Source organism: Streptomyces sp. NPDC015139, assembly GCF_043079785.1.
Lineage (GTDB): Bacteria > Actinomycetota > Actinomycetes > Streptomycetales > Streptomycetaceae > Streptomyces > Streptomyces albidocamelliae.
In genome coordinates this window covers 622,826-638,435 of record NZ_JBIBUW010000003.1, presented here as the reverse complement: position 1 = coordinate 638,435, position 15,610 = coordinate 622,826, and the positions used below count along the sequence as shown (strand labels likewise).

General features: G+C 71.2%; 16 protein-coding genes. 10 read left to right on the top strand and 6 right to left on the bottom strand.

The genetic code is table 11. The features are described 5' to 3' along the window. Window positions 1-153: 153 nt before the first annotated feature. The 6 genes from ACF08B_RS11650 to ACF08B_RS11625 all read left to right on the top strand — a co-directional run bounded on the left by ACF08B_RS11650 (window position 154) and on the right by ACF08B_RS11625 (window position 7,108). The gene (locus ACF08B_RS11650; RefSeq protein WP_392317148.1) at window positions 154-1,209 is read left to right on the top strand and encodes a BMP family protein; all 1,056 of its coding nucleotides are present in this window, start codon (window positions 154-156) and stop codon (window positions 1,207-1,209) included. A 202-nt stretch (window positions 1,210-1,411) separates the two neighbouring features. Then, window positions 1,412-2,938 (top strand): ABC transporter ATP-binding protein, encoded by a 1,527-nt coding sequence (locus tag ACF08B_RS11645; RefSeq protein ID WP_392317295.1) that lies wholly within the window; start codon window positions 1,412-1,414, stop codon window positions 2,936-2,938. Further along, window positions 2,935-4,062, top strand: a complete 1,128-nt coding sequence (locus ACF08B_RS11640) for an ABC transporter permease (RefSeq protein WP_123436885.1) — start codon at window positions 2,935-2,937, stop codon at window positions 4,060-4,062. Before ACF08B_RS11645 ends, ACF08B_RS11640 begins: the two co-directional genes overlap by 4 nt. Continuing rightward, window positions 4,062-5,348: an ABC transporter permease gene (locus ACF08B_RS11635; protein ID WP_392317147.1), complete on the top strand. Its 1,287-nt coding sequence runs from the start codon at window positions 4,062-4,064 to the stop codon at window positions 5,346-5,348. The genes ACF08B_RS11640 and ACF08B_RS11635 overlap by 1 nt, the downstream gene beginning before the upstream one ends. Next, window positions 5,345-5,752: a cytidine deaminase gene (locus tag ACF08B_RS11630; protein ID WP_392317146.1), complete on the top strand. Its 408-nt coding sequence runs from the start codon at window positions 5,345-5,347 to the stop codon at window positions 5,750-5,752. The genes ACF08B_RS11635 and ACF08B_RS11630 overlap by 4 nt, the downstream gene beginning before the upstream one ends. A gap of 72 nt (window positions 5,753-5,824) precedes the next feature. Further along, window positions 5,825-7,108 carry a thymidine phosphorylase gene (locus tag ACF08B_RS11625; RefSeq protein ID WP_392317145.1) on the top strand — a complete coding sequence of 428 codons (1,284 nt, stop codon included), beginning with the start codon at window positions 5,825-5,827 and terminating at the stop codon, window positions 7,106-7,108. A 119-nt stretch (window positions 7,109-7,227) separates the two neighbouring features. Here the strand turns inward: ACF08B_RS11625 and ACF08B_RS11620 are convergent, their stop codons facing one another. Further along, window positions 7,228-8,148, bottom strand: a complete 921-nt coding sequence (locus ACF08B_RS11620) for an AEC family transporter (RefSeq protein ID WP_392317144.1) — start codon at window positions 8,146-8,148, stop codon at window positions 7,228-7,230. Window positions 8,149-8,221: 73 nt separating this feature from the next. Between ACF08B_RS11620 and ACF08B_RS11615 the strand changes: the two genes are divergently transcribed. Then, window positions 8,222-8,608, top strand: coding sequence for an STAS domain-containing protein (locus ACF08B_RS11615; RefSeq protein WP_392317143.1), 387 nt, complete (start codon window positions 8,222-8,224; stop codon window positions 8,606-8,608). Here the strand turns inward: ACF08B_RS11615 and ACF08B_RS11610 are convergent. Together ACF08B_RS11610 and ACF08B_RS11605 are read right to left on the bottom strand one after the other, a co-directional pair. Next, complete coding sequence (locus tag ACF08B_RS11610) at window positions 8,492-9,505, bottom strand: sigma-70 family RNA polymerase sigma factor (protein WP_392317142.1); 1,014 nt, start codon at window positions 9,503-9,505, stop codon at window positions 8,492-8,494. The genes ACF08B_RS11615 and ACF08B_RS11610 overlap by 117 nt on opposite strands. Window positions 9,506-9,676: 171 nt before the next feature. Beyond that, window positions 9,677-10,966 carry an MFS transporter gene (locus ACF08B_RS11605; protein ID WP_392317141.1) on the bottom strand — a complete coding sequence of 430 codons (1,290 nt, stop codon included), beginning with the start codon at window positions 10,964-10,966 and terminating at the stop codon, window positions 9,677-9,679. A gap of 63 nt (window positions 10,967-11,029) precedes the next feature. Between ACF08B_RS11605 and ACF08B_RS11600 the strand changes: the two genes are divergently transcribed. Next, window positions 11,030-11,989: a LysR family transcriptional regulator gene (locus ACF08B_RS11600; protein WP_392317140.1), complete on the top strand. Its 960-nt coding sequence runs from the start codon at window positions 11,030-11,032 to the stop codon at window positions 11,987-11,989. Between the two features lie 3 nt (window positions 11,990-11,992). On the opposite strand, the gene ACF08B_RS11595 is transcribed toward ACF08B_RS11600, so the two are convergent. Then, complete coding sequence (locus ACF08B_RS11595; RefSeq protein WP_392317139.1) at window positions 11,993-12,763, bottom strand: alpha/beta hydrolase; 771 nt, start codon at window positions 12,761-12,763, stop codon at window positions 11,993-11,995. A 146-nt stretch (window positions 12,764-12,909) separates the two neighbouring features. Between ACF08B_RS11595 and ACF08B_RS11590 the strand changes: the two genes are divergently transcribed. Both ACF08B_RS11590 and ACF08B_RS11585 read left to right on the top strand, forming a co-directional pair. Next, window positions 12,910-14,097, top strand: coding sequence for an adenosine deaminase (locus tag ACF08B_RS11590; RefSeq protein ID WP_392317138.1), 1,188 nt, complete (start codon window positions 12,910-12,912; stop codon window positions 14,095-14,097). Window positions 14,098-14,248: 151 nt separating this feature from the next. Next, the gene (locus tag ACF08B_RS11585; RefSeq protein ID WP_392317137.1) at window positions 14,249-14,632 is read left to right on the top strand and encodes an ATP-binding protein; all 384 of its coding nucleotides are present in this window, start codon (window positions 14,249-14,251) and stop codon (window positions 14,630-14,632) included. A gap of 72 nt (window positions 14,633-14,704) precedes the next feature. Here the strand turns inward: ACF08B_RS11585 and ACF08B_RS11580 are convergent, their stop codons facing one another. Together ACF08B_RS11580 and ACF08B_RS11575 are read right to left on the bottom strand one after the other, a co-directional pair. After that, entirely contained in the window at window positions 14,705-14,905 is a 201-nt protein-coding gene (locus ACF08B_RS11580) for a PspC domain-containing protein (protein ID WP_392317136.1), read from the bottom strand. A gap of 110 nt (window positions 14,906-15,015) precedes the next feature. Beyond that, window positions 15,016-15,576, bottom strand: a complete 561-nt coding sequence (locus tag ACF08B_RS11575) for a VanZ family protein (protein ID WP_392317135.1) — start codon at window positions 15,574-15,576, stop codon at window positions 15,016-15,018. Between the last annotated feature and the right edge of the window lie 34 nt (window positions 15,577-15,610).

The following is a 15,610-nucleotide window of genomic DNA, read 5'->3' as shown; positions in this document are numbered from 1 at the left end:
TCGATAACGGCTTCGCGAGAGGGTTTTTTGCGACATCTACGCGCGTTACGATGCCGCGAAGCCGACGCCGAAGGGGCGTCTCGGCCGGGGCATCGTCATGGTGCTCCCATCAAGCGCCTACATGGCGCTCAGGTCAGGTGAAGGAGCCTTCCCGTGCGCCGGGTAGCCAAGCTTTCTGCTGCGTGTATCGCCACCGCAGCTCTCGCCGTGACTGCCACAGCCTGTGGCAGCACCTCCTCCGACAACGACACCAACTCGTCCTCCTCGGGCGACGGCAAGGGCGTCAAGATCGGTCTCGCCTTCGACGTCGGCGGCCGTGGTGACCGTTCCTTCAACGACTCCGCCGCGCGCGGTGCCGACAAGGCCAAGACCGAGTTCGGCGGTGACATCAAGGAGCTGACCGCGAAGACCTCGGACACCGAGGCCGACCGCGAGCAGCGTCTGTCCGACCTCGCCCAGGCCGGCTACAACCCCGTCATCGGTGTCGGCTACGCGTACGCCGCCTCCATGACCAAGGTCGCCGCGAAGTTCCCGAAGACCAGCTTCGGCATCGTCGACTCGGTCGTGGACGCCAAGAACGTCGACAGCATCACCTTCACCGAGGAGCAGGGCTCCTACCTGGCCGGTGTCGCCGCCGCGCTGAAGTCCAAGTCGAAGCACGTCGGCTTCATCGGCGGTGTCGACGTCCCGCTGATCAAGAAGTTCGAGGCGGGCTACGTCCAGGGCGTCAAGGACACGAACCCGAAGATCAAGGTCGACACCCAGTACCTGTCGCACGGTTCGGACACCTCCGGCTTCGCCAGCCCCGACAAGGGCAAGGAGGCCGCGCAGGGCATGCTCGACAACGGCGCGGACGTCGTCTACTCGGCGGCCGGCTCCTCCGGCAACGGCGCGATCGAGGCCGTCGCCGGCAAGAAGGGCGCCTGGGCGATCGGCGTGGACTCGGACCAGTACAACGTCCCGGGTCTGTCGAAGTACAAGAACTCCATCCTGACCTCGATGGTCAAGAACGTCGACGTCGGTGTCTACGACTTCGTCAAGTCCGTCCACGGCGGCAAGCCGCTGACCGGCACCAACACCTACTCGCTCGAGAAGAACGGTGTCTCGCTGGCCACCAGCGGCGGCTTCATCGACGACATCAAGGCCAAGCTGGACGCGGCGAAGAAGAAGATCGTCGACGGCTCGGTCAAGGTCAAGACCACCCCGTGATCTGACGGTTCCCGTCGGACCTGAGGCTCGGCGCGGGGGCGCCTTCCGGAGCTCCCCGCCGAGCCATAACAATGTGTCAACTCTACGCGTGTAGCATGGAGTTGCCGCGCTAGCGTCGCCGACGCCTGCCCTCCCCTACGCAGCCCCTTTTCCCCGAGGAGAGTGCGCCATCAACGCGTCCAGCCCTCCCGCTGCCGTCGAACTGCGCGGCATCACCAAGCGTTTCCCCGGCGTCGTCGCCAACCGCGACATCGACATCACGGTCCGCACGGGCACCGTCCACGCCCTGTGCGGTGAGAACGGCGCCGGCAAGTCCACCCTGATGAAGATCCTCTACGGCATGCAGCAGCCGGACGAGGGCACCATCACGGTCGGCGGCCAGCAGGTCACCTTCAACAACCCGGGTGACGCCATCGCCCGCGGCATCGGCATGGTGCACCAGCACTTCATGCTCGCCGACAATCTCACCGTCCTCGAGAACGTCGTCCTCGGCGCGGAGAAGCTGCACGGCATCGGGGGCAAGGCCCGCGCCAGGATCAGGGAGATCTCGGACGCGTACCACCTGAACGTCCGCCCCGACGTCCTCGTCGAGGAGCTGGGCGTCGCCGACCGCCAGCGCGTGGAGATCCTCAAGGTCCTCTACCGGGGCGCCAAGACCCTCATCCTGGACGAGCCCACCGCCGTCCTGGTACCGCAGGAGGTCGACGCGCTCTTCGACAACCTGCGCGAGCTCAAGGCCGAGGGCCTCACCGTCATCTTCATCTCGCACAAGCTGGGCGAGGTGCTCTCCGTCGCCGACGAGATCACCGTCATCCGGCGCGGCACCACCGTCGGCACCGTCGAGCCGCGGGGCACCACCCCCAAGCAGCTCGCCGAGCTGATGGTCGGCAGCGAGCTGCCCACCCCGGAGACGGAGGAATCCACCGTCACGGACGTCCCGATGCTCAAGCTGGACGGTGTGCACCTGTCGCAGACCGACCTCGACGGCGTCGAGCGGATCATCCTGGACGAGATCTCCTTCACCATCCACAAGGGCGAGGTCCTCGGCATCGCCGGTGTGGAGGGCAACGGCCAGTCCGAGCTGGTCGAGGCGATCATGGGCATGCGCCACCCGGACGCCGGCGTCGTCACGCTCGACGACACCGACATCTCGCACGCCGCCACCCGCGACCGCCGCCAGGCCGGCATCGGCTACATCCCCGAGGACCGCCACCGCCACGGCCTGCTCCTGGAAGCACCGCTGTGGGAGAACCGCATCCTCGGCCATGTCACCGAGCGCCCCAACTCGCGCGGCGGACTGCTCGACATCAAGGCGGCCCGCGCCGACACCGAGCGGATCGTCCAGGCCTACGACGTCCGCACCCCCGGCATCGACGTCACCGCCGCCTCGCTGTCCGGCGGCAACCAGCAGAAGCTGATCGTCGGCCGCGAGATGAGCCACAACCCCAAGCTGCTCATCGCCGCCCACCCCACCCGCGGTGTGGACGTCGGCGCCCAGGCGGCCATCTGGGACTACATCCGCGAGGCCCGCCGCGAGGGCCTGGCCGTGCTGCTGATCTCCGCCGACCTCGACGAGCTGATCGGCCTCTCCGACACCCTGCGGGTGATGTACCGCGGCCGCCTGGTCGCCGACGCCGACCCCGCCACCATCACCCCCGAAGAGCTGGGCTCCGCCATGACGGGTGCGGCCACCGGCCACCTGGAGCACACAGAGGACGACGAGCGATGAAGAAGCTGACCTCACGGATCGACAAGGAGCGGCTGCTCCTCGGCATCGCCGCGCCGCTGCTCGCGGTCGTCGCCGCGCTCGTCGTCACCGCCCTGGTGATCCTCGCGACCGGCAAGAACCCCGGCGACGCCTTCAGCGACATGATGACCTACGGCTTCGCCAGCGACAGCCAGGTCTACGTCCTGAACAAGGCGACGACGTACTACCTCGCGGGTATCGCGGTGGCCATCGGCTTCCGGATGAACCTGTTCAACATCGGTGTCGACGGCCAGTACCGGCTCGCCGCGTTCATCGCCGCCGTCCTCGGCGGCGCGCTGACCGTGCCGGGCTGGATCGCCATCCCGCTGATCATCGTCTCCGCCATGGCCACCGGTGCCCTGTGGGCGGCCATCGCCGGTGTCCTGAAGGTGACCCGCGGCGTCAGCGAGGTCATCTCGACGATCATGCTGAACTCGATCGCCACCGCGGTCATCGCCTACCTGCTCCAGCCCGGACGCCTGGGCGAGCTCCAGCAGGGCGGCACCCTGGTCTCCACCAAGCCGCTGCCGTCGGCCTCGCACTTCTTCAACATCGACACCGGCCCGGCCGGCGTCCTGGACGGCTTCGTCGTCGTCGCCGTCCTCGTCGGTCTCGCGTACTGGTTCGTGCTCGGCCGCACCCGGTTCGGCTTCGACCTGCGCACGGTCGGCCAGTCCGAGAGCGCCGCCTCCGCGAGCGGTGTGTCGGTGAAGAAGATGATCGCCACCAGCATGATCATCTCCGGTGCCGTGGCCGGTCTGATCGGTATGCCCACGCTGCTCAACGAGAGCCACCAGTACGACAACAGCTTCCCCACCGGGATCGGCTTCACCGGCATCGCGATCGCGCTGCTCGGCCGCAACAACCCGGTCGGTATCGCGCTCGGCGCCCTGCTCTGGGGCTTCCTGGAGCGCACCACCAACCACCTGGAATTCCAGGGCTACGACAAGGAAATCCTCGGCGTCATCCAGGGCGTCATCGTCCTGTGCGTCGTCATTGCCTACGAGGTCGTGGGCCGCTACGGGCTGAAGCGCCAGCAGCAGAAGGTCGGCGCCGAACTCGCCGCACAGGCCGCCGCCGCGACGAAGAAGCAGGAGGTGGCGTGATGACTGCCACGATGACCGACGCGCCGCCGCCCGCGGCGCCCAAGGCCGGCAACGCGCCCCGGCGCCCGGGCCGCTCCTTCGGCCAGACCCTCGTGATCGTCGCCGGCGCCCTGCTGCTCGTGGCCGCCGTCCGCATGATCACCGGCTCCAACTCGCTCGACTCCTCCGGACAGGTCGCCGCCGCGCTCGGCCTCGCCGTGCCGATCGGCCTCGCCGGTCTCGCCGGCCTGTGGTCGGAGCGGGCCGGTGTGGTCAACATCGGCCTCGAAGGCATGATGATCCTCGGTACCTTCGGCGCCGGCTGGATCGGCTGGCAGACCAGCCCCTGGCTCGGCCTGCTGTGCGGCATCGGCTTCGGTGTCCTCGGCGGTCTCGTGCACGCCGTCGCCACCATCACCTTCGGCGTCGACCACATCGTCTCCGGTGTCGCCGTCAACCTGCTCGCGCTCGGTGCCACCCAGTACCTGGCCAAGCTGTTCTTCGCCGACGGCAACGCCTCGGAGGCGGGCGGCAACCCCAAGCAGTCCCCGCCCGCCGACTCGCTGCCGAACGTCACGGTCCCCGGCCTCTCGGACGGCCTGTCGTCGATCGAGAAGCACCACTGGTTCCTGGTCTCCGACCTCGCCGGCATCCTCGGCGGACTGGTCACCAACCTGTCCGTCGTGACGATCCTGGCCGTGGTGCTGTTCGTCGGCAGCTGGTGGCTGCTGTGGCGCACCCCGTTCGGTCTGCGGCTGCGCTCCTGCGGTGAGAACCCGATCGCCGCCGAGTCGCTGGGCGTCAACGTCTACACGTACAAGTACGCGGCCGTGGCCGTCTCCGGCGGCCTCGCCGGCCTCGGTGGCGCCTTCCTCGCGCTGGTCACCTCGCACACCTACCTGGAGGGCCAGACCGGAGGCCGCGGCTACATCGGTCTCGCCGCCATGATCTTCGGCAACTGGCGCCCCGGCGGTCTCGCCATGGGCGCGGGCCTGTTCGGCTACTCCGACGCGCTCCAGCTGCGCAACGGCGGTACGACCGTGCACGCGCTGCTGCTCCTGCTGGTCGTCCTGCTCGTGGTCCTCGCCGGCTGGAAGCTGTACCGCACCTCGGTGTGGCAGGGCGCGATCAGCCTCATCGTGGGCGGCCTGGTGCTGGCCTGGTACCTGCTCACCGACGAGGTCCCGAGCGACTTCGTGGGCGCCACCCCGTACGTCGTCACGCTGCTCGTGCTGTCGCTGTCCGCGCAGCGTCTGCGGATGCCCAAGGCGGACGGCATGCGCTACCGGAAGGGCCAGGGCAAGTGACGGCCGCTCCGGACGCCGGGTTCGACTGGGAGGCGCTGCGCGCCCAGGCGCGGGAGGCCATGACCCACGCCTACGCCCCGTACTCGGGGTACCCGGTGGGCGCCGCGGCCCTGGTCGACGACGGCCGCACGGTCACCGGCTGCAACGTCGAGAACGCCAGCTACGGCCTCGGCCTGTGCGCCGAGTGCGGTCTCGTCTCGCAGCTCCAGCGCACGGGCGGCGGCCGGCTGACGCACTTCACCTGCGTCGACGGCGCGGGCACCCTGCTCGTGCCGTGCGGCCGGTGCCGCCAGCTGCTGTACGAGTTCGGCGGGCCGGACCTGGTCATGGACACCCCCGCGGGCGTCCTGCCGCTCTCCGAGATGCTGCCCCAGGCCTTCGGCCCGGACCATCTCACCAAGTAACTCCCGTACGGCCCCCCTGACCCGCTCAGGGGGGCCGTGCACTTCGCACCTCCCGGAAGGAAGCCAGCAGCCATGGCCATGGACGCCATCTCCGTCATCCGCACCAAGCGGGACCGCGCGGAGCTGACCGACGAGCAGATCGACTGGGTCATCGACGCGTACACCCGCGGCGAGGTCGCCGACTACCAGATGGCCGCGCTCAACATGGCGATCCTGCTCAACGGCATGAACCGCCGCGAGATCGCCCGCTGGACGGCGGCCATGATCGCCTCCGGCGAGCGCATGGAGTTCTCGGCGCTGTCCCGCCCGACGGCCGACAAGCACTCCACCGGCGGCGTCGGCGACAAGATCACGCTGCCCCTGGCCCCGCTCGTGGCGGCCTGCGGCGCGGCCGTCCCGCAGCTGTCCGGCCGCGGCCTCGGCCACACCGGCGGCACCCTGGACAAGCTGGAGTCGATCCCCGGCTGGCGCGCCCTGCTCTCCAACGAGGAGATGCTGCACGTCCTCGACACCACCGGCGCGGTGATCTGCGCGGCGGGCGACGGTCTGGCCCCGGCCGACAAGAAGCTGTACGCCCTGCGCGACGTCACCGGCACCGTCGAGGCGATCCCGCTGATCGCCTCCTCGATCATGTCGAAGAAGATCGCCGAGGGCACCGGCTCGCTGGTCCTGGACGTGAAGGTCGGCACGGGCGCCTTCATGAAGACCATCGAGGACGCCCGCGAGCTGGCCTCCACGATGGTCGGCCTCGGCACCGACCACGGCGTGAAGACGGTCGCGCTCCTGACGGACATGTCGACCCCGCTCGGCCTGACCGCGGGCAACGCCCTGGAGGTCCGCGAGTCGGTGGAGGTCCTGGCGGGCGGCGGTCCGGCGGACGTCGTCGAGCTGACGGTCGCCCTGGCCCGCGAGATGCTCGACGCGGCCGGCATCAAGGACGCCGACCCGGCGAAGGCGCTGGCCGACGGCTCGGCGATGGACGTCTGGCGCCGGATGATCGCGGCCCAGGGCGGAGACCCGGACGCGGAGCTGCCCACGTCGAAGGAGCAGCACGTCGTCAAGGCGCCGTCCTCCGGTGTGCTGACCCGCCTCGACGCCTACGACATCGGCGTGGCCGCCTGGCGCCTCGGCGCGGGCCGTGCCCGCAAGGAGGACCCGGTGCAGGCGGGCGCGGGCGTGGAGATGCACGCCAAGCCCGGCGACACGGTGACGGAGGGCCAGCCCCTGCTGACCCTGCACACGGACACCCCCGAGCGCTTCGCGTACGCGCTGGAGTCGGTGGCGGGCTCGTACGACATCGCGGCGGCGGGTACGGACTTCAAGGCGAACCCGGTGGTGCTGGAGCGCATCGCCTGACCTGCGTATTAACCGTTCGGGTGAACGGGACCGGTGGACCTCCACCGGTCCCGTTCGTCATGCTGGGATCGGTGACGCACCGATCGACACCGGCGAGTTCCCCGTCGACTGACTCCGCGTCACCCCAGGGCCGTGGCGACCCCCACCAGCACCGGTACCGAGACCACCGTCGACAGCAGGACGGACTCGCGGGCCAGGGACTCGGCCACGCGGTAGCGGCTCGCGTAGGTGAAGAGGTTCTGCGCGGCCGGGAGGGCCGAGGTGACCACCACGTCCAGCAGGGGGGCGCCGTGCAGACCGAAGAGGGTCGTGGCCAGCACCCAGGCGACCAGCGGCTGGCCCAGTGACTTCAGCGCGACCGACAGCAGGAGCAGCGGGCGGTCCCGCCCCCGGCCGGGCGCCGCGCCGCCGTGCAGGGACATGCCGAACACCAGCAGGGCGGCGGGCACGGACATGTTGCCGATCAGGGTGAGGGGGTTCATGAGCGGCCCGGGCAGGTGCCACCCCGCCGCCGACACCGCCACCCCGGACAGGGAGCCCACCGCGATCGGGTTCCGCAACGGCGTCAGCAGCCGGCGCCACACCGTGCCCTGCTCGCCCGTGCCGGCCAGGTCCAGGATCGTCAGCGCGACCGGCGTGACCAGGACGACCTGGAAGAGCAGCACCGGTGCCACCAGTGACGCGTCGCCCAGCACGTACGCGGCGATCGGGATGCCCAGGTTGCCCGAGTTGACGTAGCCGGAGCACAGCGCGCCGATCGTCGTACGGCCCACCCCCCAGCCGCGCAGCGTGCCGGCCGCCACGAAGACCCCGCACACCGCCGCCGTGCTCAGCGCCGTCACCAGCAGGCGGCCCGAGAAGAGCACGGAGAGGTCCGCCTCGGCGAGGGTCGTGAACAGCAGCGCCGGACCGGCCACCGTGAAGGCCAGCCGCGTCAGCACCTCGGCGCCCTGGGCACCGAGCGTCCCGCGCCGCCCGAGCACATAGCCCACCCCGATGACGACCGCGATCACCGCGAACCCGCTCAGCACCCCCGCCACGGCACCCACCCTCGACGGGAGCGGGCGGCCCGGTCAATGTGATCTTCGACGGCCGTTCCCGCGCGCCCCTCCGATGAGTTCGGCCCGTCCGCCCGGTCTATCCGACGTGAATGCCAGGACACCTGCCGTGCTCGTGCTGCCGGGCCCCGTCACCCGTGACGCGGTGCCGGGGCTGTGCGACGACGTGCGGGCATTGATGGAGCTCGGCGGTACCGGGGTCGTCGTCTGTGACGTCGGCGGGCTGGGGCCACCCGGGCTCGGGATCGTGGACCTGCTGGCCCGGCTGGAGCTGGCCGCCCGCCGGGCCGGCGGGCGGATACGGCTGCGGGACCCCGACCCCGCGCTACCCGCTCTTCTCGACCTCGTCGGCCTCCGCTTCCAGGTGGAGGGGCAGGTCGAAGAGGGGGAACCAGCGCTTGGTGTCGAGGAAGCAGTGGAAACCGGTGATCCGGCCGTCTGACAGCTCCAGCACCTGCACCGCCCACGGGCTGAACCCGCCGTTGTCCGGGTCGGGCTTGTAGTGCGCGAAGCCCGGCAGCCCGTTGGCCGTGACCGGCAGCAGACGGGAACCGGCGCAGGACGCACCGAGGGTGGTCATGAAACCGGTGATGTCGGCCGGGCCGCGCAGCCACAGGTCGAACGGCGGCATCGTCATGACGGCGTCCTCGTGGAGCAGGGCCGTCAGGGCCGTCATGTCATAGCCCTCGAAGGCCTTGACGTACCGCTCCAGGAGTTTCTGCTGCTCCTCGTCCAGCGGATCGGAGACCGCGCCCCGGTCGCCCGCCGCCTCGCGCTCGGCGAGCGTGGCCCGCGCCCGCTGCAGGGCGCTGTTGACCGAGGCGACGGTGGTGTCCAGCAGCTCGGCGACCTCGCTCGCCTTCCAGGCCAGCACCTCGCGCAGGATCAGGACCGCCCGCTGCTTGGGCGGCAGCTGCTGGAGGGCCGCCATGAAGGCCAGCCGGATCGACTCCTTGGCGACCGCGGCCTCCGCCGGGTCGCCCACCGCCGGCAGCACCCGGGCGTCCGGCACCGGCTCCAGCCACGTGTTGTCGGGGCGGGGGGAGAGCGCCGCCTGGGCGAGCGGCGTGGACTCCGTCAGGTCCATGGGGCGGGCCCGCTTGTTGCCCGCCGTCAGCATGTCCAGGCACACGTTCGTCGCGATCCGGTACAGCCACGAGCGCAGCGAGGACCGGCCCTCGAACTTGTCGTAGCTCCGCCAGGCCCGCACCAGGGTGTCCTGCACCGCGTCCTCGGCCTCGAAGGAGGAGCCCAGCATCCGGTAGCAGTACCCGGTCAGCTCGGTGCGGTGCTTCTCCAGCGCGATGTCCAGATCCGCGGTCGCCGTGCCGTCGCCCATCGTCCACCCACCCCTGTGGCCGTCCTGTTCGCGCCTCTGCGCGCCAGCACTTGGGAAGCTACCGCAGCCCACTGACAATGGCCCCCGGAGCGCGAAAAAGCCCAGCCCGGACCGGTTGCCGTACGGACATGAACGGACGGCGCGGGGCCCGCGGCCGTACGGCCGCGTGGCTCAGTGCGCGGCCACCGGCTCCCGCCGGGCCGCCACCCGGGCCGCCCGCGAGCCGAGGACGGTGATCGTCACGACACCGAGGACCGCGAGGAGGCCGACACCGACCGTGCCGGACCAGCCGTCCGCGTGGAAGGCCATGGCGCCGACCGTGCTGCCCGCGCTGGAGCCGATGTAGTACGCGGACTGGTAGAGCGCCGAGGCCTGGGCGCGGCCGTGCACGGCCGTCTTGCTCACCGCCGAGGAGGCGACCGCGTGCCCGGCGAAGAAGCCCGCCGTGATCAGCACCAGACCCAGCAGGACCAGCGGCAGCGAGTCGGCGACCGACAGGAGCAGGCCCGCCGCCGTCGTACCGCCGGCCAGGTACAGCGCGCCCCGGCGGCCGAGGCGGCCCACCAGCCGGCCCGCCGTCGACGCCGACACCGTGCCCACCAGGTAGACCAGGAAGATCGAGCCCACGATGCCCTGCGGCAGGCCGAAGGGCGCCTCGGTCAGCCGGTAGCCGATCACCGTGTACACGCCGCCGAAGACCGTCATGAACAGCGCGCCGATCGCGTACAGGCGGCGCAGCAGCGGGTCGGAGAGGTGGTCGCGGACCGTGCCGAGCAGGACGCGGGGGCGCAGCGAGCCCGTCCGGAAGTGCCGGGGCGCCGGCAGCAGCGCCCGGAAGGCCATCGCGCACGCCACGGCGATCGCCCCGATCACCCCGACCGAGACCCGCCAGCCCCACTCCTGGGCGACCCAGCCGGTGATCACCCGGCCGCTCATGCCGCCGACGCTGTTGCCCGCGACGAACAGGCCGATCGCCGTGACCAGTGCCTTCGGCCGGACCTCCTCGGCCAGGTAGGCCGTCGCCGAGGCGGGCAGGCCGGCGAGCGCCGCGCCCTGGACCGCGCGCAGCACCACCAGCACGCCGATCGACGGCGCGAAGGGCACCAGCATCCCGACCGTGACCGCGACGGCCAGCGAGGCGGTCATCACGGTGCGGCGGCCGAAGCGCTCCGACAGGGCGCTCATGGGCAGGACGAACAGGGCCAGTCCGCCGGTCGCGGCCGCCACGGTCCAGCTGGCCTCGCTCGCGGCCACCCCGAACTCGCCGGAGATCAGCGGCAGCAGGGCCTGGGTGGAGTAGAGGAGGGCGAAGGTCGCGACTCCGGCGAGGAAGAGGGCGAAACTCATCCGGCGGTAGCCGGGGCCGCCCGGCGTCATGCGGGTGTCGGTCGCGGAGTCGGCGGAGGTGACGGACGTGACGGCGTCCACGGCGGTGGACGCCCCGGTACTGGCGGGAGACATGCCTCGACCGTAGGGACGGCCCCACTCATCCGTCCAATGCATGGAATCGCCATAATCGTTCCCATGGTGCATCAGCAGAGGTCACAGGCGTGGCTGTCACCGTCCGGTGACACGGAAGACATTCACGGGATGTCGAGGCTGCTCGCGCCCCGCCTCGCGTACTTCGCCGGCGTGGCCCGCACCGAGCACGTCACCCGGGCCGCCCAGGAGATGAACGTTCCCCAGTCGACCCTGTCCCGTGCCATGGCCCGCCTGGAGCAGGAGCTGGGTGTCGACCTGTTCGCCCGCCACGGCCGCACGGTCTCCCTGACGCCCGCCGGCCGCACCTTCCTCGCCTCCGTCGAACGCGCCCTCGCGGAGATCGAGCGCGCCGTGGAGGAGGTCCGCGCGGACGCCGACCCGGCCACCGGCAAGGTCGCCTTCGGCTTCCTGCACACCATGGGGGCGGAGACCGTGCCGGGCCTGCTGCACGCCTTCCGCGCCGACCACCCGCGCATCCGGTTCAGCCTGGTCCAGAACTACGGCGAGGCCATGCTGGAACGGCTGCGGGCGGGCGAGCTGGACCTCTGCCTGACCTCGCCGGTCCCGGACGCGCCCGACCTGGTCGCCCGGCGGCTGGACGAGCAGAAGCTCCGTCTGGTGGTCCCGGCGGACCACGCGCTGGCCGGCCGCCGCCGCATCCGCCTCGCCGAGGCCGCCGAGGAAACCTTCGTCACCCTCGAACCGGGTTACGGCCTGCGCCGCATCACCGACGACCTGTGCCGTGAGGCCGGCTTCAAGCCGCGCATCGCCTTCGAGGGCGAGGAGGCGGAGACGCTGCGGGGCCTGGTCGCCGCCGGGCTCGGGGTCGCTCTGCTGCCCCCGCCGACGGTCCCGCGCCCCGGGGTCGTGGAGCTGACGGTGACGGCCCCGAGGGCGGCCCGCGAGATCGGCGTCGCCTGGCTTGCCGACCGCCCGGACACCCCGCCGGTGGCCGCCTTCAAGAGGTTCCTGCTCTCGCGCCGGGGCAATCTGCTTCCGTAGCGCCTAGGCGTTCTGCCGCCGCAGCGACTTGCCGAACCCCGCCGCGAGCGGCATCCGCAGACCGATCGGCGGCGGAGCGGCGAGCGCGTCCTCCACCGGCCGCGACAGCGGGTTGCCGAACAGCGCCCCCATCGTGAAGTCGGCCGACAGCCAGAGGACTTCGTCCCGGTGCCCGTGCAACCCGTGGCCGTCGGAGTGCACTTCGAACCGGCACACCTCCCGGTTCACCTTCTTCGCCCGCGCCGCGAACCGGAACGACAGCTCGGGGTCGGTCCGTTCGTCGTTCGTCCCGTGCACGATCAGCACCCGGCGTCCGACCAGCTGCTTCACCGGCTCGGCGGGAGCGGCGACGTCGTCCTCCGGCAGCCAGGGGGCGAGGGCGACGACCGAGTTCACCGCCTCGTGCCCGCCGGCCCGCAGCGCCGCCCGGCCGCCCATGTCCACGCCGACCAGGCACACGGGAACGTCCCCGTACCGTCGTACGATCTCGCCGGCGGCCCACTCGGCGTCCGCGGCGAGATGGGCCTCGGTGCCGTTCCAGCCCCGGTAGCGGTACTGGACGGTGTGGACGGCCAGACCCTCCCCGCGGCCCGCGCGGGCGATGCGGCGGCTCAGGGAGCGGACGAAGGCCGTCGCCCATACGGGGGACGGCCTGCGGGCGGAGACCTCCTCGCCGCCGGGGAGCAGCAGCACCGCTCCGCTGACCGCCGTCGGCTCCGGGCCGACTGCCTTTCCCAGCCTGGCCGTTCGCACCGGCGTCGCTTGCTGTCCCATGACAGAACAGTGTCAGAAGGCGCGGTGTACGAAACCCGTACTCGCGGTCACCTTTGCGTATCGACGGAAAACCACCGCCGGAGGAACCGGTGACGAGCTGACGCGTATACCGGGCTCTCTACGCGCGTAGGCGTTAGAGTGCGGAAATGACGAGCCAGACTGCACCGGCTGGGACCGTCCCGGCGAACATCCCGGCACACGTACCGACGGCGGACCAGATCCGCCGGGCCCCCAAGGTTCTGCTGCACGATCATCTCGACGGCGGGCTCCGCCCGGGCACCGTCGTCGACCTCGCCCGGGAGACGGGCTACCCGGATCTTCCCGAGACCGACCCGGACAAGCTCGGCATCTGGTTCCACGAGGCCGCCGACTCCGGCTCGCTGGAACGGTACCTGGAGACCTTCCGGCACACCGTCGGCGTGATGCAGACCCGGGAGGCGCTCGTCCGGGTCGCCCGGGAGTGCGCCGAGGACCTCGCCGAGGACGGGGTCGTCTACGCCGAGGTGCGGTACGCGCCCGAACAGCACCTCGACCAGGGTCTGACCCTGGAGCAGGTGGTCGAGGCCGTCAACGAGGGGTTCCGGCAGGGGGAGCGGATCGCCCGCGAGAACGGGCACCGCATCCGGGTCGGCGCCCTGCTGACCGCCATGCGGCACGCGGCCCGCTCCCTGGAGATCGCCGAACTGGCCAACCGTCACCGGGACTCCGGCGTGGTCGGCTTCGACATCGCCGGCGCCGAGGCCGGCCATCCGCCCACCCGGCACCTCGACGCCTTCGAGTACCTGAAGCGGGAGAACAACCACTTCACCATCCACGCCGGCGAGGCCTTCGGACTGCCGTCGATCTGGCAGGCCCTGCAGTGGTGCGGCGCCGACCGGCTCGGGCACGGGGTGCGGATCATCGACGACATCGAGGTCGCCGAGGACGGTGCGGTGACCCTCGGCCGGCTGGCGTCCTACGTCCGGGACAAGCGGATCCCGCTGGAGCTGTGCCCCAGCTCCAACCTGCAGACGGGGGCGGCGCGCTCGTACGCCGAGCACCCCATCGGGCTGCTGCGCAGGCTGCACTTCCGCGCGACCGTGAACACCGACAACCGGCTGATGTCGCACACCACCATGAGCCGGGAATTCGAGCACCTCGTCGAGGCGTTCGGCTACACGCTCGACGACCTCCAGTGGTTCTCCGTCAATGCGATGAAATCAGCGTTCATTCCTTTCGATGAACGACTCGCGATGATCAATGACGTCGTCAAGCCCGGATATGCGGAACTGAAATCCGAATGGCTGTTCCAGCAGACGGCTTCGACCAGCGGTTCCGGTCATCCGGAGGGCTAGTCGCCGACCGGAACCCGGCCGGGAATGCGGACGCGCTTTCACAAGCCGTCCGCATTTCGGTGTTTGCGGCGGACGGTACCGCGTGTTTACGGTCGTGGACCGCTCGGATCGTTCGTGATCTCCGCCTCCGCATTCAAGGAACGCATTCACCATGAAGCAGTCTGCTGCCAAGACCCTCGGTGTCGCCGCCCTCGGTGCCGCCTTCGCCGCCGCCGGTGCGGGCGCGGCCGGTGCGGCCCCGGCCGTCCCGGACTCCGCGCAGACCCTCGACTCCGTCACCAGGACCCTGCCTCCCCAGCAGGTCGTCCAGGCGCTGCCCGACAGCGGCGCGCTGAAGCAGGTCAAGCCGGTGGCCGAGCGGGGTGTCGCCGCCGCGATGCCGGCCGTCGGCAAGGGCCTCAGCACCGCGCAGCCGGTTGCCGAGAGCGTCATCGCCGAGGGGCCGACCAAGCCGGTCGCGGGCCTGCTGGGCGGTCTGCCGCTGAAGGGCCTGCCCACGCACGGCCTGCCGGTGAACGGCGTCCCGGTCGGCTGACGCCGGCTTCGGTACGACGCGTCGGGGCGCCCCGGAACCGGGGCGCCCCGACGGCTTTCAGGGTGCGGGCACTCACCAGGCGGTGCGGGCCTTGTCCTCCGAGGGCAACAGGATCCACAGGGCCATGTAGAGCAGGAACTGCGGGCCCGGCAGCAGGCAGGACAGCAGGAAGATCACCCGCATCGTCGTCGCCGAGGTGCCGAAGCGCCGTGCCAGCGCGGCGCACACGCCGCCGATCACGCGGCCGTGGGTGGGGCGGGCAAGGGCGGTCATGTCGGCTCCTCCGTGGTCGTCGGCCCGCTCGGGGCCGGTGGTCGGGGCCGCCCCAACGGCGTCCCCAGCTGTCTTCCACGGTACGGAGACGAAGCGGACGAAGCGTCGCTCTACGGGGCGATCCCGACCCTGGGAATCGTCGGGGTCCGACCCTGAGACAACTCCTCCTGCACGGTGACGGGCTCCGCCGCGCCCTGCCCGTGCGCCTCCCGCCGCCGCAGCCGGGCACGGCCCGCGGGCACCACGGCGAGGTGCGCCATGATCACCCCGAGGGTGTTCAGCAGCAGCGAGTCGACGTCCACGACCCGGCCCGGCACGCCGGTCTGCAACAGGGCGATGCCGAGGGAGACCAGGGCGCCCGCCGCCGCCGTACGGAGCAGGGAGGCGACCGGGGACACGGCGAGCCTGCCGTGCGCCATCGGCAGCAGCACGCCCAGCGGGGCGAGCAGTGCGAGGCCCTCGCCGAGGGGTTTCGCCGCGGCCGGCCAGCCCAGCGCCAGATCGGCCCGGATGCCGGCCAGCGGACGCAGGTTGGGCGGCATCACCCAGGGCACGTCCAGGGGTCGCAGCATCAGCCAGGCGACGAGAGCGAGATGCGCGACGAGGAGGACACCCCCGGTCGCACGGATGCGGATCTCGGCGCTGTCGCCGATGGAGCCTTGACGCTGCACGCCCCCCAAGACGCAGGGCGGGGCAGGATCGGTT

Excerpts from the sequence above, each read along its gene's own strand:
- ACF08B_RS11580 (WP_392317136.1), bottom strand. The coding sequence starts at position 14,905 with ATGACCGCCCTTGCCCGCCCCACCCACGGCCGCGTGATCGGCGGCGTG.
- ACF08B_RS11625 (WP_392317145.1), top strand. The coding sequence starts at position 5,825 with ATGGCCATGGACGCCATCTCCGTCATCCGCACCAAGCGGGACCGCGCG.
- ACF08B_RS11595 (WP_392317139.1), bottom strand. The coding sequence starts at position 12,763 with ATGGGACAGCAAGCGACGCCGGTGCGAACGGCCAGGCTGGGAAAGGCA.
- ACF08B_RS11615 (WP_392317143.1), top strand. The coding sequence starts at position 8,222 with ATGAGTTCGGCCCGTCCGCCCGGTCTATCCGACGTGAATGCCAGGACA.
- ACF08B_RS11605 (WP_392317141.1), bottom strand. The coding sequence starts at position 10,966 with ATGTCTCCCGCCAGTACCGGGGCGTCCACCGCCGTGGACGCCGTCACG.
- ACF08B_RS11590 (WP_392317138.1), top strand. The coding sequence starts at position 12,910 with ATGACGAGCCAGACTGCACCGGCTGGGACCGTCCCGGCGAACATCCCG.
- ACF08B_RS11640 (WP_123436885.1), top strand. The coding sequence starts at position 2,935 with ATGAAGAAGCTGACCTCACGGATCGACAAGGAGCGGCTGCTCCTCGGC.
- ACF08B_RS11635 (WP_392317147.1), top strand. The coding sequence starts at position 4,062 with ATGACTGCCACGATGACCGACGCGCCGCCGCCCGCGGCGCCCAAGGCC.
- ACF08B_RS11600 (WP_392317140.1), top strand. The coding sequence starts at position 11,030 with ATGGTGCATCAGCAGAGGTCACAGGCGTGGCTGTCACCGTCCGGTGAC.
- ACF08B_RS11610 (WP_392317142.1), bottom strand. The coding sequence starts at position 9,505 with ATGGGCGACGGCACGGCGACCGCGGATCTGGACATCGCGCTGGAGAAG.
- ACF08B_RS11585 (WP_392317137.1), top strand. The coding sequence starts at position 14,249 with ATGAAGCAGTCTGCTGCCAAGACCCTCGGTGTCGCCGCCCTCGGTGCC.